This window comes from Undibacterium sp. Ji83W (genome assembly GCF_049340385.1).
Classification (GTDB): domain Bacteria; phylum Pseudomonadota; class Gammaproteobacteria; order Burkholderiales; family Burkholderiaceae_D; genus Undibacterium.
Map to the genome: position 1 here is coordinate 42,588 of NZ_JBMPOZ010000010.1, position 22,958 is coordinate 65,545.

Sequence of the window (22,958 nt, forward strand, 5' to 3'; positions counted from 1 at the left end):
GCAAGTTTCAATTATGCCGTTCTATGATGACGTAGCCGTTTTCTGCCGTGCAAAACTGGCTGAAGCCCCTGCGGCTCAGCATCTTCATCATGTTTGAACCCGTCTTGCAGGCTGCGAACAGGCGGCGGTTTTTAAAATGCATGCAAAAGAAATCAGTCATGGCGGCACCTATGCCCAGGCCACGGTATTCATCTGCTACCACCATGGCATGCAATTCGCGCTCTGATCCTTGCTGGTCATCAACGCCATACAACATGAAAAAACCAGCCATACGGCCATTGATGATAGACACCCAGAATTCAACCGGCACTTTTTGCTGACCGCCAGCCCAGATATGCCTGATAGTTTGGCCCTCAACGATGCCTTGCCTGAAGGCTGTAGCCAGCGTGCGCTGCAAAACCGCATTTGAGATATCTTCGGATAAATCGCCATTTTGCGCGCCATTCACGGCCAGGCGTACGATGCCATCAGCATCATCTGGTAAAGCCCTGCGTATACTGGCTCTGTTGCGTCTTTGCTGACGCATCTGCCTGATATTGGCACGCAAATATTCAGCATATCTGAGCAAGCGCTGATGCATGCTTTTGACCGTCATTACCAATACTGCTATTGCGCCATACAACAACATGCTTTGGACGATATCAAATGCCAGCAACACCAGGCTGCCCGCCTGGAAAAATTGACTGAATACCTGCGCCCTGGCCAGGCTGGAGAGCATGACAAAGAAAAATGTCATGCGTCGGGAAAGCAAGGCTGCGCTAAAAGCAACGGGAAAGATATAGAAAGGCGCATAGAAACTATGCGGGCCGGTGAATTCATCAAGGCAATACAGCATGGCTTCAAGCAAGCACAAGCCTGGCAGTACCCAACGCGTTTCAAGCTTGAGCAATTTGTTTCGGACAGTGATCAGCGTTGCGGTGGAAAACATCTGGAGTATTATTCTTTTTTTGATTTGCCGCATAGTCTGCCAAGTAAGTTAAATAGGCAAGTATTTTATTGTCAAAATAGTCTCTATTTGTTACCGACTGCCTCTGCTGAAAAATACCGGCATTTACTTACCAGCAAGATACCCTGAGAAAAATCATATAGAATCCAGCCCTTTCATATTCTGCTCAATTTGCCAGTCTCAGATTGTACTCTGGGGCTTGGTCAACAAATGGATTTGGCTCACTTCAGGATTGCCCTTACCCGGCATCAGCTTTCATATTCATGTTAAAAAAACTCGCCAAACTCAGCCCCCTGCTCGTTTTTGCTGTCGTCAGTCTTTCCTTTGTTGATCTCTCGTTTCTGGATAACGCTATCTTCAACTTTCCAACTCAGAACACAGGGGAGTTTGCCGGGTGCCGCCAGTTCTTTGCCAAAGGACAGATCCCGGCAATACGCCCTTCCACTGATATGCGTCCGCGCGCCTTGTGCTTCTCGGCATTTGCCGTACTGCATTCTGGTAAAAGCCATACGCCCATCTATGTGGCTGAAAGACTGAATCGCCAGATCATTTACAAGGCAAGAGAGAATAAACGCACTGATCAGTTCTATGCCGATGCACGCCTGCCGCTTACAGAAAGAGCTGAACTGGATGACTACAGAGGTTCTGGTTATGACCGTGGCCATATGGCACCAGCTGCTGACATGGTGGATAGTACGGCGATGGCGCAAAGCTTTTCGCTGGCCAATATGGTGCCGCAGGCACCGGCCAATAACCGTAAAACCTGGGCCGCCATAGAAAAAGCTACGCGGCAATATGTATTACGGGCATCAGGTGATGTTTACGTCATTACCGGCCCAGTTTACGACTCCCGTCCAGCAACGGTGGGAAACAATAAGGTTTGGGTACCCAAATATCTGTTCAAGCTGGTATATGACCCCGCTAGCGGGCGTGCCTGGGCGCATTGGGTAGAAAACACGGACCAGGCACATGCCAGCAAACCCATAAGCTATAAGGAGTTGGTCAATAAAACGGGGATACAGTTCCTGCCCATGATGGGAAAAGATGACACCTAGCAAGACATGAGATTCATTGTGCGAAAACAGCAGAAAAGTGCTTAATTTTGTCCTACTTGCAAAAAACTGTAATAAACTTTGTCAGTTAGTCAAAAGCTAAGTAGCCTGTTTTCTTCAGTTTTCCTGTTTTTGGTCGCAGATACCGACCTTACCCTTCATTAAAGGAAAAACCCATGAATCTCGTAGAACGCGCGAAAAATATTGTCCTGACGCCAAAAACTGAATGGCCAGTCATTGCCGCAGAAACCACCAGCACGGCAGACCTGTTTAAAAACTATGTTGCGCCACTTGCTGCCATCCCGGCAGTAGCCAGTTTCATTGGCATGAGCATTATTGGCTTTGGTGTGCCCTTGCTGGGCAATATACGACTCCCTATCGTCTCTGGTATTAGTGCGATGGTGTTGAGTTTTGTCTTTGCCTTCATCGGGGTCTATCTGATTTCCTTGATTATCGATGCGCTGGCACCACAATTTGGTGCAGAGAAAAATCCCGCGCAAGCGTTGAAGCTTGCCGTTTATGCTTTTACTCCTTCGTGGCTGGCCGGTATTCTGTTCTTGCTACCATCATTGAGCATACTCGGCTTTATCGCTGGCGCATATGGCATTTATATACTGTACCTGGGCTTGCCAGTATTGATGAAAGCTCCCGAAGAAAAAGCAACTGCCTATACCGCAGTCACTATCATATGTTCCATTGTGCTGATGGTGGTGTTCAGAATGGTCACCGGAGCCATAGGCGGAGGCCCCATGTATAGCATAGGTGACATGGCGACTTCACGTAACACAGTGGCAACCAATGGCGCACTGGGTGAGTTGGAAAAGATGGGCCAGAAAATGGAAGAAGCCAACAAGAAGATGGAGGCGGCTAAAAAATCTGGTGACTCACAAGCTGAAATGAAAGCAGCAACAGAAGCAATAGGTGTAGCTTTGGGTGCTGGCAGCCAGGCAGAAGTGGTGGACAAAGACAAACTAAAAGCCTTATTTCCGGAGGCCATAGGCAATTTGAAACGCAATAGTCTGGAAGGTGAAAAATCTGCCATGGGCGAGTTCAAGGTTGCCAAGGCAGAAGCCCGCTACGGTGATGAAAACAATCATCAGATAAGAATGACGATCACCGATACCGGGGGCAGCAAGATGTTTGGTGCCATGTTTGCCTGGGGCATGATAGAGCAGGACAAGGAAACCGATACTGGCTATGAAAAAATGGGCAAGGTGAATGGCCGCCCCACCCATGAAAGATTCCAGAAAGATGGGCCGTCAGGCGAATACAGTCTGCTGGTCGGTGGTCGCTTCCTGGTAGAAACCCATGGTGATAATGTCGATATGGCGACTATCAAAACAGCCTCGGCAACTGTCGGTTACGACAAGCTGGAAGCGATGAAGAATGAAGGCCTAAAACAGTAAGCCAGCTGCAAAATTAAATTTTCACCGTAGGCAAGCAAGCGTACATCTCTGCTCAGACTTGCCCCAATAAATAAAATGATAGCTAGTAGCTAAGGCTCTCCGGCTATCAATTTCCTTCTATCCTCCCTTTACTACCTCATTTCTATCTGCATCGCAGTCATTTGGGTAGTAGTCTTTGAGTTTATTCTATACGGCAGATACTTTTTGCGCCTTAGCCTGGCAAATGCCAGAGGCAAGACAACTTAAATCTTCCCGACTCCAGATTCGCTCTTCAAATTGCACCAGCCGGCAGGCTGCAAAAAAATAAATTTCTTTTTTTAATACAAAAGAACCACATTGTGCGCCAGCGCACCGATGAAATATCGCCCCCGCCTTAATCTGCCGTTCAGGACTTAATTACGCACCCCATTTCTCCGCAGGACAAAAATGTGGTTTCGTGACTTTCCAGCCGAGCAAAACATTTCCCATGAATTCACCTACTTAGAAAGATTATCCATGAGCACATTAAAAGCACTTCCCGCCGCACTGGCATTGCTGTTTTGCGCAGGTAGCGCAATGGCTGCAGACTACAATCCCTCCTGGTATATCGGTGGCAGCGTCCACGCGGCAGAGACTGATGAAACTTTTGGCGCGGGCAACCGTGGTTATGGCGTAGGTTTGCGTCTGGGTAAACCACTGTCAGAAAACGTGGATGCACAAATCAATACCAATTACACACGCTCCTCAGATAACGGCAAGCGCTATCAGCAAAATGCCCTCGGCGTTGATGTGCTGTATCTGTTTTCCCGTGAAGCATTCCGTCCTTACCTGGTATTAGGCATTGCCGCCAACCGTGACAGGAGCAATGGCGGGCTGAAATCTGGTGACAGCACAGCCCCTGCAGTTAGCGGCGGTGTCGGTGCACAATTTGCACTGAACGATCAATGGTCTGCACAGGTAGAATGGCGTAAGGTGCATGGCTATTTGCATGGCAACGACTTTGGCTTTAGCCAGGCCAGCAATTCCCATCTGTCATTCGGCCTCAATTACGCCTTCGACAAACCAAAGGTCGCAGCAAGGCCCGTTAGCTACGCACCTGCACCACCTCCAGAACCAGTAGTTGTACAAGCGCCACCACCACCTGCGCCAGTTGCACCGCCACCACCGGTATATCAAAAAATCACCCTGTCTGCGACCGAGCTGTTTGCCTTTAATAGTGCGATACTGAGCATACCGCAGCCAAAACTCGATGATATCGCCGCAGCCTTGAATGCCAATCCGCAAATCAACCAGGTAGTTATCACTGGCTATGCAGACCGCATCGGTTCAGATCAATACAATTTGAAATTGTCCGAGAAGCGCGCCAATTCCGTTAAAACCTATCTGAACGATAAAGGTGTTGATGGACAAAGATTGAATGCTGTAGGCAAAGGTGAAAGTAATCCAGTCGTTGTTTGCAACAACAAAAAACGCGCTGACCTGATCGCTTGCCTGGAACCTAACCGCCGTGTAGAGATTGAACAATTTACAGTTGAAAAACGCGTGAAGTAATCAATAATGCATAATAAGAAACGGGAGCTCAGGCTCCCGTTTTTTTATCTCTGATGCCGTCCCTAAGTTCATAGCGCACGCAGCAGGATGCAAAGAGCTCGCAATGCAGATATTTAAGTGATTAGAATGAGCGGGTGCTATGCATGCGCCTGCAAGTGAAATGAAGCAAGTTACGCATCTGCATATTGAGATAGGTATATGATCACGCAGACCAATTTTATTTAATGAACTTTAAGCAAATCAGCACTGTGAAGAAAGAAAGAAAGAAATTGGCTCATTACTGGCATTCTTTGGACATAAAAAAAGCGCTGTCAATTGACAGCGCTTTTTCATACAAAACCAAGTCTTATTTCAGGCGCATATCATTTTTCACGGAACGTACGCCTTTTACATTACGTGCGATAGAGACTGCTTTTTCAATATTGGCACTTGAAGTCACAAAGCCACTGAGTTGCACTGTGCCTTTAAATGTTTCGACATTGATTTCTGCCGATTTCAATGTTGGTTCATTAAAAATTTCTGCCTTGACCTTGGTTGTGATGACGGAATCATCAACATATTCACCTGTGCCTTCTTTTGTGGATGTTGAAGCGCAGCCAGTGATCACCATCAGGGAACCGACGAATACCATAGTCATCATGCGTTGAGCGATTTTCATTTTTTTCTTTCAGAGATTAATTAAAATTACATACATTAAATGAACACAAAGCCGTTTGGTGCATAACGCTTCCGGTACGACTTTGTGTTGAAGCGAACTTATTTACCGAATTTCGATTTTGCTGCTGCGACACAACTGTCTTTGCCCTGACCAGACAAGGCATCACATTTTTCTATCGCAACTTTGTATTCTGCATTGACCTTTTCGTCATTGGCATCAACACGGGCATCGACTACTTTTTTGTCGGCCTTGGCATTTGATACAGCAGCGACTTTATTGGACTTGGCTTGCTTGATACAAACATCTTTATCATTGCCAGTCATGCTGCCACATTTTGCTTTCTCTACGTCGTAGTCAGCATCGGCAATATCTTTTCTGGCACCGGTGCGGGCTGCCACGGTATTTTTATATTCCGCCTTGGCATTTGCTTCCGTGTGCACACGGGCAGCTTTTGCTTCAGCCAGGCAGACATCTTTGGGATTACCAGTGATAGCGTCACATTTGCTTTTTGCCAGTTTGAACTCAGTACTCGCTGATTCTTTTGCTGCTGTATAAGCAACTGATTTTTCATCTGCAGCTGCCCAAACGGCGCTGCTCAACGTAGCTGTACAAACCAGCATCATGGCTAATTTCTTATTCATATTTTTCCCCTTAGGTGTGAATGTCAGGCAGATCAAAATCTGCCATCAACAATTGCAGCGTCGGAAAAGTCCGATGCCCGATTCTGATGTCAGCTCAACTACGTATCTGTGCGGTATCGAACATTGCTCAATATATATTTCAATAACACAGCAAAAACACAGCATAAGCAGACGTTTTTTTGAAATTTCTTTTGCAGAGTGTGCCAGCGCACAGAGACATGGTCGGGAAAAGCATAGATTTGTTATGCGTCAGATTTTTATCTGAATTCAAATTGCTTTTCAAATCTAGCTGAAACAGGTAGATCTACTTTCTACTCATTACTAAAAAGGAAAAAATCATGAACAAAGACCAAATCAAAGGCGTCGCTAAAAATATCGCCGGTAAAGTGCAAGAAAACACGGGAAAAATCATAGGTAGCAAGGACCAGGAAATTAAGGGCCTGCAAAAACAAGTTGTCGGCAAGATGGAACAGACCATGGGCGATGCCCGTGAAGCCATAGAAAAAACCGTCAAAGAAATCACCAAACCATAAGCACAGGACCTACCCGGTGTGAGCCGGCTTTTACCAGGGAAGCAGACATCATGATCACTATCAATGACACGCAATCGCTGAACATGAACAGCACAGGAACACAGTCCCCCCGCACTCTGCCTACGCATCTTTATACACGACACAGCGATTTCAAAAGGCAAGCCATGGAACATTTGCAATTCAGTTCCAGTATCAGCACTGGTGCATGTATAGGCATGGCAGTCGGCTGTGTGCTGGGCATGATTAACGCGACACTTGCGGTCATGATTTCTCCGTTTTTTGTCCCTGGTTTGGATTTACTGGTCACCGAGCCTATGGCAGCAGCACTGACAGGGGCAGCTATGGGCATAGTGCTTGGGGCTGTCGTCGGTTCCTTGCTGGGTTGGGGTATTTCCAGTCAAAAGTTTGAAGAGCTGGAAACTGATCTGGAATCCAATGCCAGTTTCTGCCCGATAGCCAGAGCTGATGATCAACAAAGGCTGGAAGCGTGGAAAGATCAACATGGGGAATACGCCAATATCTGAGTCTAACCCAGGAACTTATTAGTTATCCAAGAAGGAGAAAAATCATGTTGGCCAAACGCGAGGCTTATATAGCCAGTATCAAGACACAGCTGGATGAATTAAATCTCAGCATGACTGAGATGGAAGAAAGAATTGCTGCGTCCAAAGAAGTGATGCACGAGCAATACAAGAAAGAAATGGAACATCTCCATACACAGGCACAACAGGTCCGCGAAAAGCTCGATGAAATCAAATCTGCCAGTGAAAGTAATTGGGAAAGTATGATCGCCACGACCGAAAAAGTACGCGATGCCTTTGTCAATTCTTGCCATTATTTTAAAGCTCAACTCAAGGATAAATAAATCCTGAATACGATGCCGGCGGAGATCAAAAAATCTATCCGAAAAAAATGAACGCTAACCCGACTTAACTAACTCACTTAACTAACTCTATAGGCTACCAAATGATCACCATACTACTCGTCATACTTGTCCTGGCCCTGATTGGTGTTTTCCCAAGTTGGCCACACAGTCGTTCCTGGGGTTATGGTCCCAGTGGCGTTACTGGCCTGATCGTGATTATTCTCGTTATATTATTGCTGACTGGCCGCTTGTAATGTCCTTGTAATGTTCTTGCATTTGTAATGTATGCAGTTTCTACATTTCTTAATGTCTCACTTTTAAGGAGTTATCATGAAAACGACAAAACAACAATTTGTAACCGGTATTCTTTTTGCGTTGATCAGTGGCGCAATGCTGAACCCGGCACTGGCTGCGGATGTTGATCCAACAGCGATTTCCCAGCGCGGTGATCCTGAACGCTGGTATCAGGAAGAAATGACGCCTATGGCTTATTTCAAGACCCTGAAGAAAGAAGCAGAAGCCGTGTACCAGTTGTCAGCGATGGAATGTAAACGGGCAGAACGCAATCAACAAAGCGCTTGCCTGCGTGAAGCCAAAGCGACCATGCAGCAAGATATGGCTGAAGCCTATAGAAAATCGGGCATCCGTCCACGTTGATACCAGAACACATCTCATCTATGTCGTTAAGATGTGCTCACACAAGGAAGAAGCAATGCCCACCATGAAAGCAGCTGTCTATCTGCGTCCAGGTAAAATCGCGATAGAAGAGAAACCCATCCCTGCTCCCGGACCGGGTGAGGCGCTCATCAAGATCACCACGACGACCATTTGCGGTACTGATGTCCACATACTGAAAGGCGAATATCCAGTCAAACCTGGCTTGACCATAGGGCATGAACCGGTAGGTGTGATCGCAGCATTAGGTGCAGGTGTGACTGGATATGAGTTGGGCCAACGCGTCGTCGTTGGTGCCATATCACCATGTGGGCAATGTTATTCTTGTCTGGATGGACAGCATTCGCAATGCGGCGGAAAACCTGCAGGCGGCTGGCGCTTTGGCAATACTATCGATGGCTGCCAGGCAGAATACCTGTTGGTGCCATATGCTATGAGTAATCTGGAAGTGATACCCGATGGTCTTACAGATGAACAGGTGCTGATGTGCCCGGACATCATGAGCACGGGGTTTGGTGGTGCTGAAAGTGGTGATATCAAGATAGGTGACACTGTCGTCATCTTTGCCCAGGGGCCAATAGGCCTGTGTGCGACTGCCGGTGCCAAATTACGTGGAGCCAGCCTGATTATTGCAGTGGATGGGGTGGCCAGCCGCCTGGACATGGCCAGGGCGCTGGGGGCAGATATCACAATTGACTATACTAAAACTGACCCATTGACAGAAATCATGCGCCTGACTCACGGTCGTGGTGTGGATGTGGCGATAGAAGCTCTGGGTACGCAAATGACTTTCGAAAGTTGTTTGCGTGCATTAAAACCTGGCGGGAGATTGTCCAGCCTTGGCGTCTATTCCGGCAAGTTAAGCTTGCCATTGGATGCATTTGCTGCAGGCCTGGGGGATCATAAAATCATTACTACCCTATGTCCGGGTGGCAAGGAGCGTATGCGACGCCTGATGAATGTCGTCAAATCAGGACGCGTGAAGCTCGATGCCATGGTGACGCACCGCTTTAAACTTGATGATATAGAACAAGCCTATGACTTGTTTGCCAATCAGCGCGACGGCGTATTGAAAGTCGCTATTACAACCTGACTCTACAAAAAGGACTGAACATGGCTGCTCACCATAGATTACCGCCTCATTTATTGATGAGTTCTGTGGGCATAGCCACCATCATCTTGCTCAATGCCTGTAGTTCGCTGCCAGAAATCAATTACCTCGAGCCAGCTCTTGATCAGCCGCAAAAAACTGCATCAGCCAAACCTACCATCAGCAATGCCAAGGGTGAACTTAGCACCTCGAAAGCGCAGGCGCTGATGCGGCAGCGCTGGAAAAACTCCAGCGTTGGCCTGGCCAATATGCAAGCCCTGGCAGCACTGGAAGAGGCTGTTACTGGCAGCCCGCTGATTGCTGGCAACCAGGTTACTTTGTTATTCGATGGTCCACAAACCATGAATGCGATGATGACCGCCATCAGGCAGGCAAAAGACCATATACACCTGGAAACCTACATTTTTGACCAGGACGAACTAGGTCTGGAATTTGCCAGGCTGCTGATAGAGAAACAGCAAGCTGGCGTAGAGGTCAATATCATCTATGACAGTGTCGGCACCATAGGTACGCCCCAAAGCTTTTTCGACAATATGAAGGCAGCGGGCATACATCTGCTGGCATTTAATCCAGTCAACCCGACTAAACTTCAGGGGCCCTGGTCACCAAACCGGCGTGACCACAGAAAAATCCTGATCGTCGACGGTGAAATTGCCTTCACTGGCGGTGTCAATATCAGCGCCAGCTATGCGAATAGCTCACTATTCCGTTCGAAATCAAAAAACCCTGATAAGGTTGGCTGGCGTGACACGCATATACAGATCACCGGACCAGCCGTGGCCGCATTGCAATGGATATTCCTGGAAACATGGTTGAGTGTCGATGACAAGCCACCAGTTGATAAATTGTATTTCCCTGTCCTGAAAAACCAGGGCAATAAAATGGTTCGCGTACTTGCCAGTGAGCCAGAAAGTAACCCGGCTATTTACAAAGCGTATTTACTGGCGATACAGGAAGCCAGGGACAGCATTCATATCACCTCAGCTTATTTTGTACCTGATGCACAAATATTGAAAGCCCTGATTGCAGCGGCCAAACGCGGTGTGGATGTGAAGATCATCATGCCTGGGGTGACTGATAGCGGCCTGGTGTTTCACGCTGGTCAATCGTTTTATGATGAGATGCTGGCTGGAGGAATCAAAGTGTATCAACTGAATACTTCCGTGTTGCATGCAAAAACCGCCGTCATTGACCAGGTATGGTCAACGGTAGGATCGACTAATATCGATACCCGCAGCTTTTTGCACAATAAAGAAGTCAATGTCGTCGTTATTGATACTGAATTTGCAGTGGCGATGGAAAATGCATTCAAAGAAGATTTGAGCCTGTCTACAGAAATTACCCTGGAAAGCTGGCAACAACGTCCGCAAATGAACAAGCTGAAAGAATGGCTGGCCAGGCGACTTGAATACTGGCTGTGAGATGGCCTGCCATACTTAATTCGCCGCATATACCTGAGTCAGATCAATCATAGATGCTATAAATGATAAATCCATTCTTCACCGGACAGGTAATTGGGCAGACTCCGGTAAGTGTGCACTCGGCGATTACAGCAATTATTTCTTCTTGTCAGACGCTGGTATATCTGCCACGTTCTGCGGCGTAATTGAGATAGCCACCGGGTCACTGGCTGGGAAACTTTCATCCAGGGCCTCGTCCAGGTCATCCTCTTTCTTTTCAATGATTTTTTTCTTTTCTTCTGGCTCGGGCTTGATTGGTGCTGGTGCTGGTGCTGGTGCTGGTATCGGTTCTGGCGCTGGTTTTTCGTTTAGCTCATTGCTCATCATATTTGTCCTGCATTAATTGGTAAAACTTCCCCGCATCATTTAAAGATGAGGGGAAGTACGAAACTGCAAAACCTGGCAAAAGCCTGATCAGTTTTTTACCTTGAGATTATTGATAACGCTTTGCACACCAGAAACACTCTTGGCGACCTCAATTGCATGTGTTGCCTGCAATTCACTATCGACAAAGCCGCTCAGTTGTACTTCACCCTTGCGGGTGACTACAGCAACGTCCATGCTTTTCATTTGTGTATCCTGCAGCATGGCTGTTTTAATGCCGGCTGTGATGACACTATCGTCGATCTTGTTACCCACGGTCTGCTTGCCTTCTTTGAGCACGAGTTTATTATCGACTTTCTTGACACCTTCTATCGCCATCGCGACGGCGGCACTATGGTCGATTTGCGCCTGGTTGTCGGCAAAACCACTCAGTAAAACCTCACCCTTGCGCGTTTCAATTTTTACGTCCGTGCCTTTGATGATATCGTCAGACATCAATGCAGTCTTGACCTTGGTGGTGATGACAGAGTCATCAATTTCCACACCAATAGTAGTGGAGGCATTTGATGCAGCGCCATCTGCCCCCTTATTGCAACCTGCCATTAACAGCAGAGAGGCAGATAACAGGGGCAAGATATATTTAATGCATTTTGTATGTAGTAAGTAGCTCATCATCATTCCTTTCTTCTCTCAGAGTCTGGCAATTAGCGTGGCAATATCTTGCCGTTCACATCAGACAAAATGATCTCTACGCGACGGTTCAACTGACGGTTCTGTGCTGTATTATTTTCGGCAACAGGGAAGGCTTCGCCCAAACCCTTGGTTTCGATACGATCACGCGACACGCCCATCAAGACCAGGGCACTGCGTACTGCATTGGCGCGACGTTCTGACAAGTCCTGGTTGTGTGCCTGTGAGCCAGTATTGTCGGTATGCCCTTCAACCAGCACTGTTCTTTGCATATTGTTTTGTAAGACAGTTGCCAGTTTTTGAACGGTACGCATACCGTCAGGATTCAGTTTGGATTGATCCACGCCAAACAATACGTCACCCAGGGTAATAACGATGCCGCGTACGGTAGTCTTGGCTTGCAAGTCTGCCAGTTGTGATTCCAGGGCAGCATTGCGGTTTTGCATTTCCAGCGCCTTGGCCTGTTCTTCCTGTGCTTTGCGTTGTGCTTCACTGGCTTCGCCCTGCGCTATTTGTGCTGCCAGCCTGGCTTGCTCGGCTTGTGCCTTGGCCTGCTCTGCTTGCATTTTGGCTTTGTCGGCTTCATTGGTACGTTGTTCCAGACGGATCTGGTCACGGGCTTTGGCGGCGTCGGCAACACTGGCTTCTGCCTGTTTTTGCTTGGCCAGCTCTTGAGCTACACCTATTTTTTGTTTGGCGATATAAGCCAGACGGTCAATTTTTTCTGAGCTTTCATTATCTTTGGCAGCTTTATTGGCATCGTTCATTGCCACATCCGCCTGGCGCATTTCCAAGGGTGCCAAAGTCTGTACATTTGGATTATTTTGTGCCGCCTGATAATCCATCCGTGTCTGGTCCAGCAGGCTGGTAGTTTTTGGCGCGGTGCTGCAAGCTGAAAGCAGCATTGCTGTCATCAAGATGACTGGTGCAAATATTTTCTTATTCATGATTTTTCCTTAAAATATTATTGCAAACTCTGTAGTAGAGTTGCTGACAACGTTCTTTTGCTTATTTTTTTATTGCTTATTTTTATTGCTTGTTATTTGCGCGTTGCAGCTCTTCACGCAAAACGCGAATATCGTCTTGCAGAGCGTTGGCAGCTTTTTCTGCCTTGGCAGAATTGGCTTTGGCCTGTGCCAGTTTGGCATCCGCCTGGGCTTGGGTCGCCAGATCACTGGCCAGCTTATAGTCTTTATCTTGCATGGCCTTGTTTGCCAGTGCCATTTTTTGACGCGCAGAATTCATTTCTACTGGAGCAAATTCACTGCCGCCAGCTACGGTAGCGTTATCGACTGCTTCTTTAGAGACAGCAACTTCTGCCGTCGCTGGTGTTTTCATGCTGCTAGCGCAACCCATCATCATTACCAGGCTCATACTGCATACGGTCAAAAGACCAGTTTTCAAGTTTTTATTCATTTTTATTCTCCAGTAGATAAGTATCTGTACTCTCGCAAGCCACATTTATTGTGATCTTCGCCGCCTTTATACCGCTCACGGCAAGAGCAGGTCTGTTCGTTGCCGCACACTCCCACCGTGGGCTATGGACACAGGTATCCATAGCTCTGCGCAGGACACTATGGAGGTTTGAATCAGGCGCGTATGTACGCTAACGAACTTACACTCCAGTGCTGATGTTTTATTATCAAAGCACAGCCGCTCTCATAGGTCATACCGTCGTTTTTGCATACTGAAATCCCACACATGCAAACATGGCCTAAGGCGTGGCAGCGACGACCAATCACGACGGTCACTGACAAATCCCAATAAAAGAAAGAAGTGTGCGATTTGAAATCAGCCAAAGATATGCTGTCAGCCAGCCTGCATCAGCTAAAAAATGTCTTGAAAAACAGCCAGCTACGTTTGCGCGCCTATGTTGCCCAGGCTGGCGCAGAACTGCCTTTACGTGCCGACTTGTACAGCGCCCTGCAAATGGAGCAGCATGGCCGCATACTGGCGAACAGTCATAAACTGAGTTCTGTCTTTGGCCAGGATCAACTCCTGTCACGCCTGGCAGATAATCAGGACGTGATCATGAATGCCTGTACCTTGCTGACGGAAGCCATCAAGGATGGCCGACCAGTAACACCAGCTGCGGCCTGGCTGCTGGATAATTACTACCTGATAGAAGAACAGATACGAACAGCCAAGCGTCATTTGCCGAAAGATTACAGCAAGGAATTACCACGGTTATTGCGCGGCAGCTCAGCTGGACGGCCCCGGGTATATGACATTGCGCTGGAAACTATTTCACATGGGGATGGCAGGGTTGATCCTGAAAACCTGAGCCGTTTCATCAGCGCTTATCAATTGGTATCCGTATTGAAGCTGGGCGAGCTGTGGGCCATACCCATCATGCTGCGCCTGGCACTGATAGAAAACCTGCGCAGGGTCGCCAGCAACCTGACGACTGCGCATAATCACCGCAACCTGGCGGCCAAATGGGCAGAGGAGATGGCAGAAACTGCCGAGAAAGATCCCAGCAATCTCATCTTGCTGGTGGCCGACATGTCACGCTCACAACCACCGCTGGACAGCTCCTTCGTGGCGGAAATGCTGAGACGCCTGCAAGGACAGGGGCCTGCTCTGGCACTGCCTTTGAACTGGCTTTCGCAGCGCCTGGCAGAGACCGGGCAAACCATAGAACATCTGGTACATCTGGATTCGCAGCAACAGGCTGCTGATCAGATTTCCATCAGCAACAGCATAGGTAGTCTGCGTCTCCTGACATCCATGGACTGGCGTGAATTTGTAGAAAACATGAGTGTGGTTGATCGTTGCCTGCGCGATGACCCAACCGGCATCTATGGCAGTATGGATTTCGCTACGCGTGATCTGTATCGCCACGCGATTGAAAAAATCGCCAAGGGCAGCAGTTTTTCTGAAGCCGATGTAGCTCACAATGCCTTGCGCTTTGCGCGTGAAGCAGCCAACAAACATGGCCAAGCTGCGCGCAATGCCCATATAGGTTATTTCCTGATAGGGAAAGGACGGGCCGAGCTGGAGCGTTCAACTGCGATGCAACACAGCTTCCCTGAATCTGTCAAACGAGCCGGGCGTGAATCAGCCTTAAGTATTTATCTGGGCAGCATCACTATCCTGAGTCTGCTGAGCACTGGATTATTCCTGCACCAGGCCAGACATACTGCCATCAATCCTTATTTGCTGACTTGTTTCATTGTCGTCAGCCTGATTGCCAGCAGTCAGTTTGCCTTGTCCATGGTGAATTGGCTGGTGACCTGCATTGCCCTGCCCCGTCCTTTGCCACGCATGGATTTTTCACTAGGGATACCGCTGGAATCCAGTACTCTGGTCGTGGTACCTACCATGCTGTTCAACACGCACAATATCGATGCTTTATGCGAAGCCATGGAGGTACGCTTTCTTGCGAATAACGATGCCAACCTGCGCTTTTGCCTGCTGACTGATTTTGCTGATGCCGATCAGGAACAGTTGCCAACAGATGAAGTGTTGCTGGCGCACATTACCAGCAGCATCGAAGTATTGAATAAGAAATATCCGCGCCCGAATGGCGATCATTTTTTGGTCATGCACAGGCCAAGGGTATGGAATCCGCAAGAAAAAACCTGGATGGCATATGAGCGCAAACGCGGCAAACTGGGCGCGCTGAATGCCTATCTGCGCGGTACAGGCACGGAAGCATTCATGCGCGTCATCGGCAATGCCGCTGGCCTGGAACATATGAAATATGTCATTACCCTTGACACTGATACTGAGTTACCACGTGATACGGCACGCAAATTCATTGCTACGATGGCGCATCCCTTGAATCGCGCCCATTATGATGAAAACCTGAAAAGAGTGACCGACGGTTATGGCATTCTGCAGCCCCGCGTCGCGGTCGGTCTGCCGGCCAGTGATGCCTCTTTCTATGAATTGCTCTGCGGTGGCGAAGCTGGCATAGACCCTTACACACGCAGTGTGTCTGATGTCTACCAGGACGTATTCGATGAAGGCTCTTTCATAGGCAAAGGTATTTATGATATCGATGTATTTGAGCAAGCCCTGAAAAACCGCATGCCGGAAAACCGCATACTCAGCCATGATTTACTGGAAGGCTGCTATGCCCGGGCCGGCCTGTTAAGTGATGTGCAACTATATGAAGAATATCCTTCCAGCTATCTGGCGGATATACGCCGACGCCACCGCTGGATACGCGGTGACTGGCAAATAGCTTCATGGTTGCTGCCCAAAGTACCTGGCCCCAGGGATGAAACCAGCGGTCAAACCAGTCAACTGGGTAATTCCCTGTCTTTGCTGTCGCGCTGGAAGTTGCTGGATAATCTGCGACGTAGCATGGTGCCACTTGCTCTTGTCACCTTTTTACTGATCGCCTGGAGCAGCTTGCCAAATGCCTGGTTCTGGTCTGCAGCAGCTATCGGGTTTTTGCTGATTCCCGCTGCCAGCGCATTTTTTTGGAGCCTGAGTAAAAAACCAGATGATGTTTTTTTCCGTCAGCATCTGTTGTCCTTATTGCGCTCCAGTACCCAGCATTTCATCCATGCATCCCTGAGCCTGATTTTCTTGCCGTATGAAGCATGGATCAATCTTGATGCCATACTGCGGACGCAATGGCGCATACTGATTTCGCGCAGACGTTTGCTGGAGTGGAATCCATCCACGCTCAGCAATCATCAGTTCGAGAATAGTCTGTGGAATAATATTCGCAGCATGTGGATAGCCCCGGCGTTTTCGATCGCTACGTTTTTCCTCTTGCGGTATGTCAATCCACTTGCCTTGCAGGCAGCCGCACCAATATTATTGCTCTGGCTTATTTCACCACTCATCGCCTATCAGATGAGCCGTGCCAAGCAAAGGCGTGAATCACAGTTAAGTGAAGCGCAAGTAGAGTTCTTGCAAGCCACAGCCCGCAAAACCTGGTTGTTTTTTGAAACTTATGTCGGCCCTGAAGATAACTGGCTGCCGCCAGACAATGTGCAATACCAGCCCGTGGGCGTGGTTGCACACCGCACTTCGCCGACGAATATAGGCTTGTCCCTGCTGGCCAATCTGGCAGCCTATGACTTTGGTTATATCCCCGCTGGACAGCTTTTGCAGCGCACGCAAAATACCTACGCCAGTCTGGCCAGGCTGGAACGTTATCAAGACCATTTTTATAACTGGTATGACACCAAAAGCCTGCAACCCTTACAGCCTTTGTATGTATCAACGGTGGATAGTGGTAATCTCGCCGGTCATCTGCTGACGCTAAGGCCGGGCTTAAGCGAATTAATTGACGCACCAATTTGTCAGCCTCGCCTGTTTTGTGGTTTGCATGATACTTATCTGCTGCTACGCAATTCTGTGGGAGCCAGCATCGCGCACAGGCTGGCGGAATTTGAAACTGACCTGGATGTCCTGTGCCTGGGTGCGCCAAAATCCCTGATCGTCATCTATGACTGCCTGAAGCGACTGACGCATCAGGCAGATACCTATTTGTCCAGCGTGACTGTAACTGCCGACAACGCCAGCCATATCTGGGCAAGCGCCCTGAGCAGGCAAACCCATGCGCAACTGGAAGAACTGCTTTACCTGGCGCCATGGCTGAGCCTGCCTGACCCTGCCAACTGGATACATGCATTTCCTCAGCTTGATAGCATACCAAGTTTGCAGGGACTGGCAAAATTGGCGTATGACTATGTCTCCCCCAATGAAGATGGGCTTTCGCTTGATCAGGCTCAACAAATAGAAAAACACAATACTGACCTGGTGGCATTGTTGATGACAGCCAGCAAACGCGCTACTGACCGTATCCTGCAAATTGAACAGTTGGTCATGCAAACCGGCGAGTTTGCCAGGATGGAGTATGAATTCCTCTATGATGCCAACACGCACTTGCTGACCATAGGCTATAACGTCAACGAACGCAGGCGTGATAATGCCAGCTATGATTTGCTGGCATCAGAAGCCCGGCTGGCCACTTTTATCGCTATCGCCCAAGGGCAAATCCCGCAGGAAAGCTGGTTCGCATTGGGGCGCCAACTGACCATCGCAGGTGGCGAACCGATACTGCTGTCCTGGAGTGGCTCGATGTTTGAATATCTGATGCCCTTGCTGGTCATGCCAAATTTCCAGAACACCTTGCTGGATCAGACTTACCGGTCCGTCGTGCAACGCCAGATAGAGTATGGACAACAACGCGGTGTAGCCTGGGGTATTTCCGAATCCGGCTACAACACTTTCGATGCGCATTTGAATTATCAGTATCGCGCCTTTGGTGTTCCTGGTCTTGGTTTTAAACGTGGTCTGGGTGATGATCTGGTGATTGCGCCTTACGCTTCCATGATGGCTTTGATGGTCGCGCCTGAACAAGCCTGCAGCAACCTGGAGCAATTGTCGGCTCAGGGCTTTGAAGGAATGTATGGTTTCTTCGAGGCGATAGACTACACCCCATCTCGTTTGCCACGCGGCCAGACGCATGCACTGATACGCTCTTTCATGGTCCACCACCAGGGCATGGGTTTCTTGTCATTGGCTTATCTGCTGCTCGACCGGCCTTTGCAAAAACGCTTTGAATCTGATCCATTGTTCCAGGCCACCATGTCACTGCTGCATGAGCGCGTGCCCAAGGCCAGTGCCGTGTATTCCAACACTACCGAATTGGCTGACATACGCAGCGCCAGCAGTGGCCAGGAAATCCCCTTGCGTGTCCTGCATCATGTGAATACCCGCACACCAGAAGTGCAATTGCTGTCAAATGGCCGCTATCACGTCATGATCAGTAGTGTGGGCGGCAGCTATAGCCGCTGGAATGACATGGCCGTCACTCGCTGGAATGAAGACAGCACCCGCGACCACTGGGGTAGTTTCTGCTATGTGCGTGATGTCAACAATGGACGTTACTGGTCAACCGCATTCCAGCCCTGCCTGGTCAACTCACCCACTTATGAAGTAATCTTTTCTGAAGGACGTGCAGAATTCCGGCGTAGCGACAATAATATTGACATGCACACCGAGATCGTGGTGTCACCCGAAGACGATATAGAATTACGGCGCACCCGCATCGTCAATCGTTCACGCCATCCTCGCACCATAGATTTCACCAGCTATGCTGAAGTTGTGCTGGCACCCGCAGCCGCAGATGCCATGCACCCGGCCTTCAGCAAGCTGTTTGTTGAAACAGAAATCCTGGACGAGCAGCATGCAATTTTATGCACCCGTCGCCCGCGTTCTGTCGATGAAAAAATACCCAGCATGTTCCATCTGATGGCCTTGCATGGTGCCAGCATGGAAAGCGTTTCTTATGAAACTGACAGGGCCCGCTTCATAGGACGCGGCAATACCCTGGAAGCCCCGGCCGCCATGCGTGTCAGCCGCTTGTCAGACAGCCAGGGTTCAGTGCTCGACCCAGTCGTCGCCATACGCTATCAGATTACGCTGGAACCGGAACAGGCTGCCACGCTGGATGTAGTCACCGGCGTTGCGGAGAACCGCGAACTCTGTTTGGCAATGATAGATAAATACCAGGACAAGCATCTGGCTGACCGGGTTATCGAACTTTCCTGGACGCATAGCCAGGTCGTGCTGCGTCAGCTAAATATCAGTGAAGCTGATGGGCAGTTATATGGGCGTCTGGCTAATTCCGTCATCTACATGAACCCGCTTTTGCGTGCCGATACCAGCGTACTTAGCCGCAATCACCGTGGGCAGTCAGGTTTGTGGGGTTATGCCATCTCTGGTGATTTGCCGATAGTGTTGCTGCAAATTAATCATCAGGATCATATAGAGCTGGTCAGGCAACTGGTGCAGGCACATGCCTATTGGCGCTCCAAGGGCCTGGCAGTTGACCTGGTCATCTGGAATGAAGACCATGCCACTTACCGCCAGGCCCTGCAGGAACAAATCATGGGCATGATCTCTTCTGTCATCGGCACCCATGCCATAGAGCGACCAGGCGGTATCTTTGTCAGAATGGCAGAGCAGATTTCACCGGAAGACAAAATCCTGTTCCAGGCAGTCGCCAGAGTGATATTGAATGATCATCGCGGCAGCTTGCTGGAGCAATTGAACCGGCGCGACCTGGTGGAACTGCGGGCGCCCAAGCTGTTGCCAGCCAAGCAGATGTATCAACAAACCGGTTATCAAACACTGACCAGTAACAAGCTCAGTCATTCACCTGAAAAACTGCAGAGTTTCAATGGCATAGGCGGGTTTTCTGAAGATGGCCGCGAATATGTCATCACGACCAGGGAAGGACAAGTAACCCCTGCACCCTGGGTTAACGTACTGGCCAACCCGCATTTTGGTAGTGTCATTTCTGAAAGCGGACAAGCCTACACCTGGGCTGAAAATGCCCATGAATTCCGCCTGACACCATGGAATAATGACCCCGTCTGCGATAGTAGCGGTGAAGCATTTTATATACGCGATGAAGACACCGGGGCTTATTGGTCACCCACGGCCCTGCCCTGCCGTGGCAGCGGTGACTATGTCACGCGTCACGGTTTTGGCTATAGCGTGTTCACACACCAGGAACAAGGCATACGTACCGAGTTGACGGTGTTTGTCAGCATTGATACAGCAGCCAAATATTCTGTGCTGCGTGTCGTGAATGAATCGGATGAGCAAAGAAAATTGTCGGCTACCGGTTATGTGGAATGGGTATTGGGTGATTTACGACCAAAATCCCTGATGCATATCGCCACGGAAATTGATCCTGCCAGCGGCTGCCTGCTGGCGCGCAACCCGTACAATACCGAATTCCCAGGGCGCAGGGCTTTCTTTGACCTTGATGGTGGTAATCGTAGTGTCAGTGGCGACCGCAATGAATTCATAGGCCGCAACGGCAGTTTGCGTAACCCGGCCGCCATGGAAAGACAGCGCCTGTCAGGAAAGACCGGGGCAGGCCTGGATCCCTGCACAGCTTTGCAGCAAGAATTCGAACTTAGCCCTGGGCAAGAAAAACGTCTGGTATTTGTGCTGGGTATGGCAATGGCCGAAAATGGCAATGTCACGCAATTCATACAACAGCACAGAGGCATTACTGCAGCTGAGCAGGCACTGAATAAAGTCCATGAATACTGGCGCAATACTTTGGGTACGGTACAGGTCACTACTCCAGACCAGGATTTGAACCTGTTGGCCAATGGCTGGCTGCTGTATCAAACCATTGCCTGCCGCCTATGGGCGCGCAGCGGTTATTACCAGTCCGGTGGTGCTTTTGGTTTCCGTGACCAGCTACAGGACAGCATGGCCCTGGTGCATACGGGTCAGACCCTGGCACGTGAACAGCTGCTATTGTCAGCTACCCATCAATTTCTGGAAGGCGATGTGCAACACTGGTGGCATCCACCTGTTGGCCGTGGTGTGCGCACCCATTGCTCCGACGATTATTTATGGCTGCCTCTGGCCGTGGCGCGCTATGTCAACAGTAGCGGTGACCTTGGTATTCTTGATGAAGAACTGCATTACCTGGAAGGGCGTGCAGTTAATCAGGAAGAAGATTCATACTACGACCTGCCTGCCAGATCAGGGCAAACGGGTAGCTTGTATCAGCATTGCGTCAAAGCGATAGAACATGGTTTGCGGTTTGGTAGCCATGGCTTGCCGCTGATCGGTTCCTGCGACTGGAACGACGGCATGGACAAGGTTGGTCATCTGGGCAAGGGCGAAAGCGTCTGGCTGGCTTTTTTCCTGCATCAGGTCTTGACGAAATTTTCGACGATTGCACTGAGCCGTAACGACAAAGAGTTTTCAGCGCATTGTCTGAGCCAGGCCAGCCAGTTATCGAAAAATATTGACGCCAACGCCTGGGATGGTGCCTGGTATAGACGGGCATATTTTGATGACGGCGGCGCACTGGGCTCGGCACAAAATGCTGAATGCCAGATAGATTCGATCTCACAAAGCTGGGCCATACTGTCTGCGGCGGCCAGCCCGCAAAGGGCGACACAGGCCATGCAGTCTCTGGATAAACGCCTGATGCGGCGCGACAAGCAGATCATACAATTGCTCGATCCCGCCTTTGATTGTTCAGGACAAAATCCCGGTTATATCCGTGGTTATGTGCCAGGCGTACGCGAGAACGGCGGGCAATACACCCATGCTGCCATCTGGACTGGCATGGCATTCGCCAAAATGGGCGATGCCACCCGCGCCTGGGAAGCATTTGACATGATCAACCCCATCCATCACGGCAACTCTCCAGACAGCATCGCCCGCTACAAGGTCGAACCCTATGTCATCTGTGCCGACGTATATGCAGTCGAACCACATACAGGGCGCGGTGGCTGGAGCTGGTACACAGGTTCGGCAGGCTGGATGTATACCTTCATGATGGAGTCATTGCTGGGATTGAAACGCGAAGGCAAACACCTGAGCCTGACACCATGCGTACCTGCAGGGTGGACCAGCTTCAGCCTGCGTTACCAACATCTGAGCAGCACTTACCAGATCACGGTCAAGCTGAGGGATGTGGCTTATGGGCAAAGCCTGCTGTTTATTGATGATATCGCCATGGGTAATTTGTTGATCCCTCTGATGGATGATCAGCGTGAGCATGTAGTGGAACTCAACTATGTACAGCCGGTTCAAAAGTAATCTAACCAGGACTTGAGGAAAATCATTCAGTCGGCAGCTTGGTCTTTTCCAAAGCTGATCACCATTTAAAAACCCGCCGTCGCTTTTGCGAGAGCGGGTTTTTACATGGATGAAAGTGCACATGATTTTCCCAAAAATTTTCGGGCATCGCTGATTGAATGTTAGCAGCCATGCTGGAATCGCATAAACACTGAAGTTGATTTCAAGAGCGATGCTTAATGCAGAGCCTCCTTGATTGTCGGGCACTAGGAGCGGTTTTAGCCGCGAACATCTGGCCGTGTCGTACATTCGTGGCTAAAGCCGCTCCTGCAACATAAGGCCAGGCGCGCTATTGAAGCAATGAATGGGAACTGACAGAATCTGGCTTGACAAGACTCATCACAAATGGCGCGATGACAATCGCTTATTCGATGCAATGGCTTTCACTGTTACTGATGGCTTCTGATAGCAGACAAAAGAAAAGGCCAGATACTTTTCAGCATCTGGCCTTTCTCACTTGAATCTATTGAT

The 22,958-nt window shown here is 49.3% G+C and carries 18 protein-coding genes; 11 read left to right on the forward strand and 7 right to left on the reverse strand.

Annotation, left to right across the window (positions count from 1 at the left end; genetic code table 11):
• Nucleotides 1–7: 7 nt before the first annotated feature.
• Nucleotides 8–928 carry a GNAT family N-acetyltransferase gene (locus tag ACO0LD_RS17125; protein WP_423008914.1) on the reverse strand — a complete coding sequence of 307 codons (921 nt, stop codon included), beginning with the start codon at nucleotides 926–928 and terminating at the stop codon, nucleotides 8–10.
• Between the two features lie 281 nt (nucleotides 929–1,209).
• Between ACO0LD_RS17125 and ACO0LD_RS17130 the strand changes: the two genes are divergently transcribed.
• The 3 genes from ACO0LD_RS17130 to ACO0LD_RS17140 all read left to right on the forward strand — a co-directional run bounded on the left by ACO0LD_RS17130 (nucleotide 1,210) and on the right by ACO0LD_RS17140 (nucleotide 4,934).
• Nucleotides 1,210–2,001, forward strand: a complete 792-nt coding sequence (locus tag ACO0LD_RS17130) for a DNA/RNA non-specific endonuclease (protein ID WP_423008916.1) — start codon at nucleotides 1,210–1,212, stop codon at nucleotides 1,999–2,001.
• A 173-nt stretch (nucleotides 2,002–2,174) separates the two neighbouring features.
• Nucleotides 2,175–3,404 carry a Yip1 family protein gene (locus ACO0LD_RS17135; protein WP_423008918.1) on the forward strand — a complete coding sequence of 410 codons (1,230 nt, stop codon included), beginning with the start codon at nucleotides 2,175–2,177 and terminating at the stop codon, nucleotides 3,402–3,404.
• 495 nt (nucleotides 3,405–3,899) lie between these two features.
• Nucleotides 3,900–4,934 carry an OmpA family protein gene (locus ACO0LD_RS17140; RefSeq protein ID WP_423008920.1) on the forward strand — a complete coding sequence of 345 codons (1,035 nt, stop codon included), beginning with the start codon at nucleotides 3,900–3,902 and terminating at the stop codon, nucleotides 4,932–4,934.
• Nucleotides 4,935–5,280: 346 nt separating this feature from the next.
• Here the strand turns inward: ACO0LD_RS17140 and ACO0LD_RS17145 are convergent, their stop codons facing one another.
• Both ACO0LD_RS17145 and ACO0LD_RS17150 read right to left on the reverse strand, forming a co-directional pair.
• Complete coding sequence (locus tag ACO0LD_RS17145; RefSeq protein WP_423008922.1) at nucleotides 5,281–5,592, reverse strand: BON domain-containing protein; 312 nt, start codon at nucleotides 5,590–5,592, stop codon at nucleotides 5,281–5,283.
• A gap of 98 nt (nucleotides 5,593–5,690) precedes the next feature.
• Complete coding sequence (locus ACO0LD_RS17150; RefSeq protein WP_423008924.1) at nucleotides 5,691–6,233, reverse strand: hypothetical protein; 543 nt, start codon at nucleotides 6,231–6,233, stop codon at nucleotides 5,691–5,693.
• Nucleotides 6,234–6,571: 338 nt separating this feature from the next.
• On the opposite strand from ACO0LD_RS17150, the gene ACO0LD_RS17155 reads away from it, so the two are divergent.
• The 7 genes from ACO0LD_RS17155 to cls all read left to right on the forward strand — a co-directional run bounded on the left by ACO0LD_RS17155 (nucleotide 6,572) and on the right by cls (nucleotide 10,838).
• Complete coding sequence (locus ACO0LD_RS17155) at nucleotides 6,572–6,766, forward strand: CsbD family protein (protein WP_423008926.1); 195 nt, start codon at nucleotides 6,572–6,574, stop codon at nucleotides 6,764–6,766.
• Between the two features lie 50 nt (nucleotides 6,767–6,816).
• Nucleotides 6,817–7,290, forward strand: coding sequence for a hypothetical protein (locus ACO0LD_RS17160; protein WP_423008928.1), 474 nt, complete (start codon nucleotides 6,817–6,819; stop codon nucleotides 7,288–7,290).
• 44 nt (nucleotides 7,291–7,334) lie between these two features.
• Complete coding sequence (locus tag ACO0LD_RS17165; protein WP_423008930.1) at nucleotides 7,335–7,631, forward strand: hypothetical protein; 297 nt, start codon at nucleotides 7,335–7,337, stop codon at nucleotides 7,629–7,631.
• Between the two features lie 101 nt (nucleotides 7,632–7,732).
• A complete protein-coding gene (locus ACO0LD_RS17170) occupies nucleotides 7,733–7,885 on the forward strand; it encodes a DUF3309 family protein (protein ID WP_423008932.1) in 153 nt (50 codons plus the stop codon).
• Nucleotides 7,886–7,961: 76 nt separating this feature from the next.
• Nucleotides 7,962–8,288 (forward strand): hypothetical protein, encoded by a 327-nt coding sequence (locus ACO0LD_RS17175; RefSeq protein ID WP_423008934.1) that lies wholly within the window; start codon nucleotides 7,962–7,964, stop codon nucleotides 8,286–8,288.
• A gap of 55 nt (nucleotides 8,289–8,343) precedes the next feature.
• Nucleotides 8,344–9,399: an NAD(P)-dependent alcohol dehydrogenase gene (locus ACO0LD_RS17180; protein ID WP_423008936.1), complete on the forward strand. Its 1,056-nt coding sequence runs from the start codon at nucleotides 8,344–8,346 to the stop codon at nucleotides 9,397–9,399.
• A 20-nt stretch (nucleotides 9,400–9,419) separates the two neighbouring features.
• Entirely contained in the window at nucleotides 9,420–10,838 is a 1,419-nt protein-coding gene (cls, locus tag ACO0LD_RS17185) for a cardiolipin synthase (protein WP_423008938.1), read from the forward strand.
• 135 nt (nucleotides 10,839–10,973) lie between these two features.
• Here cls and ACO0LD_RS17190 read toward each other — a convergent pair whose 3' ends face one another.
• The 4 genes from ACO0LD_RS17190 to ACO0LD_RS17205 all read right to left on the reverse strand — a co-directional run bounded on the left by ACO0LD_RS17190 (nucleotide 10,974) and on the right by ACO0LD_RS17205 (nucleotide 13,307).
• Nucleotides 10,974–11,204, reverse strand: a complete 231-nt coding sequence (locus tag ACO0LD_RS17190) for a hypothetical protein (RefSeq protein ID WP_423008940.1) — start codon at nucleotides 11,202–11,204, stop codon at nucleotides 10,974–10,976.
• Between the two features lie 87 nt (nucleotides 11,205–11,291).
• The gene (locus ACO0LD_RS17195) at nucleotides 11,292–11,879 is read right to left on the reverse strand and encodes a BON domain-containing protein (RefSeq protein WP_423008942.1); all 588 of its coding nucleotides are present in this window, start codon (nucleotides 11,877–11,879) and stop codon (nucleotides 11,292–11,294) included.
• 26 nt (nucleotides 11,880–11,905) lie between these two features.
• Complete coding sequence (locus ACO0LD_RS17200; protein WP_423008944.1) at nucleotides 11,906–12,838, reverse strand: OmpA family protein; 933 nt, start codon at nucleotides 12,836–12,838, stop codon at nucleotides 11,906–11,908.
• An 82-nt stretch (nucleotides 12,839–12,920) separates the two neighbouring features.
• The gene (locus tag ACO0LD_RS17205) at nucleotides 12,921–13,307 is read right to left on the reverse strand and encodes a DUF4398 domain-containing protein (protein ID WP_423008946.1); all 387 of its coding nucleotides are present in this window, start codon (nucleotides 13,305–13,307) and stop codon (nucleotides 12,921–12,923) included.
• Between the two features lie 369 nt (nucleotides 13,308–13,676).
• On the opposite strand from ACO0LD_RS17205, the gene ACO0LD_RS17210 reads away from it, so the two are divergent.
• The gene (locus ACO0LD_RS17210) at nucleotides 13,677–22,448 is read left to right on the forward strand and encodes a GH36-type glycosyl hydrolase domain-containing protein (RefSeq protein WP_423008948.1); all 8,772 of its coding nucleotides are present in this window, start codon (nucleotides 13,677–13,679) and stop codon (nucleotides 22,446–22,448) included.
• Nucleotides 22,449–22,958 lie beyond the last annotated feature (510 nt).

Coding starts and splice junctions, on each gene's coding strand:
- ACO0LD_RS17125 (WP_423008914.1), bottom strand. CDS start 928: ATGTTTTCCACCGCAACGCTGATCACTGTCCGAAACAAATTGCTCAAG.
- ACO0LD_RS17130 (WP_423008916.1), top strand. CDS start 1,210: ATGTTAAAAAAACTCGCCAAACTCAGCCCCCTGCTCGTTTTTGCTGTC.
- ACO0LD_RS17135 (WP_423008918.1), top strand. CDS start 2,175: ATGAATCTCGTAGAACGCGCGAAAAATATTGTCCTGACGCCAAAAACT.
- ACO0LD_RS17140 (WP_423008920.1), top strand. CDS start 3,900: ATGAGCACATTAAAAGCACTTCCCGCCGCACTGGCATTGCTGTTTTGC.
- ACO0LD_RS17145 (WP_423008922.1), bottom strand. CDS start 5,592: ATGAAAATCGCTCAACGCATGATGACTATGGTATTCGTCGGTTCCCTG.
- ACO0LD_RS17150 (WP_423008924.1), bottom strand. CDS start 6,233: ATGAATAAGAAATTAGCCATGATGCTGGTTTGTACAGCTACGTTGAGC.
- ACO0LD_RS17155 (WP_423008926.1), top strand. CDS start 6,572: ATGAACAAAGACCAAATCAAAGGCGTCGCTAAAAATATCGCCGGTAAA.
- ACO0LD_RS17160 (WP_423008928.1), top strand. CDS start 6,817: ATGATCACTATCAATGACACGCAATCGCTGAACATGAACAGCACAGGA.
- ACO0LD_RS17165 (WP_423008930.1), top strand. CDS start 7,335: ATGTTGGCCAAACGCGAGGCTTATATAGCCAGTATCAAGACACAGCTG.
- ACO0LD_RS17170 (WP_423008932.1), top strand. CDS start 7,733: ATGATCACCATACTACTCGTCATACTTGTCCTGGCCCTGATTGGTGTT.
- ACO0LD_RS17175 (WP_423008934.1), top strand. CDS start 7,962: ATGAAAACGACAAAACAACAATTTGTAACCGGTATTCTTTTTGCGTTG.
- ACO0LD_RS17180 (WP_423008936.1), top strand. CDS start 8,344: ATGCCCACCATGAAAGCAGCTGTCTATCTGCGTCCAGGTAAAATCGCG.
- cls (WP_423008938.1), top strand. CDS start 9,420: ATGGCTGCTCACCATAGATTACCGCCTCATTTATTGATGAGTTCTGTG.
- ACO0LD_RS17190 (WP_423008940.1), bottom strand. CDS start 11,204: ATGATGAGCAATGAGCTAAACGAAAAACCAGCGCCAGAACCGATACCA.
- ACO0LD_RS17195 (WP_423008942.1), bottom strand. CDS start 11,879: ATGATGATGAGCTACTTACTACATACAAAATGCATTAAATATATCTTG.
- ACO0LD_RS17200 (WP_423008944.1), bottom strand. CDS start 12,838: ATGAATAAGAAAATATTTGCACCAGTCATCTTGATGACAGCAATGCTG.
- ACO0LD_RS17205 (WP_423008946.1), bottom strand. CDS start 13,307: ATGAATAAAAACTTGAAAACTGGTCTTTTGACCGTATGCAGTATGAGC.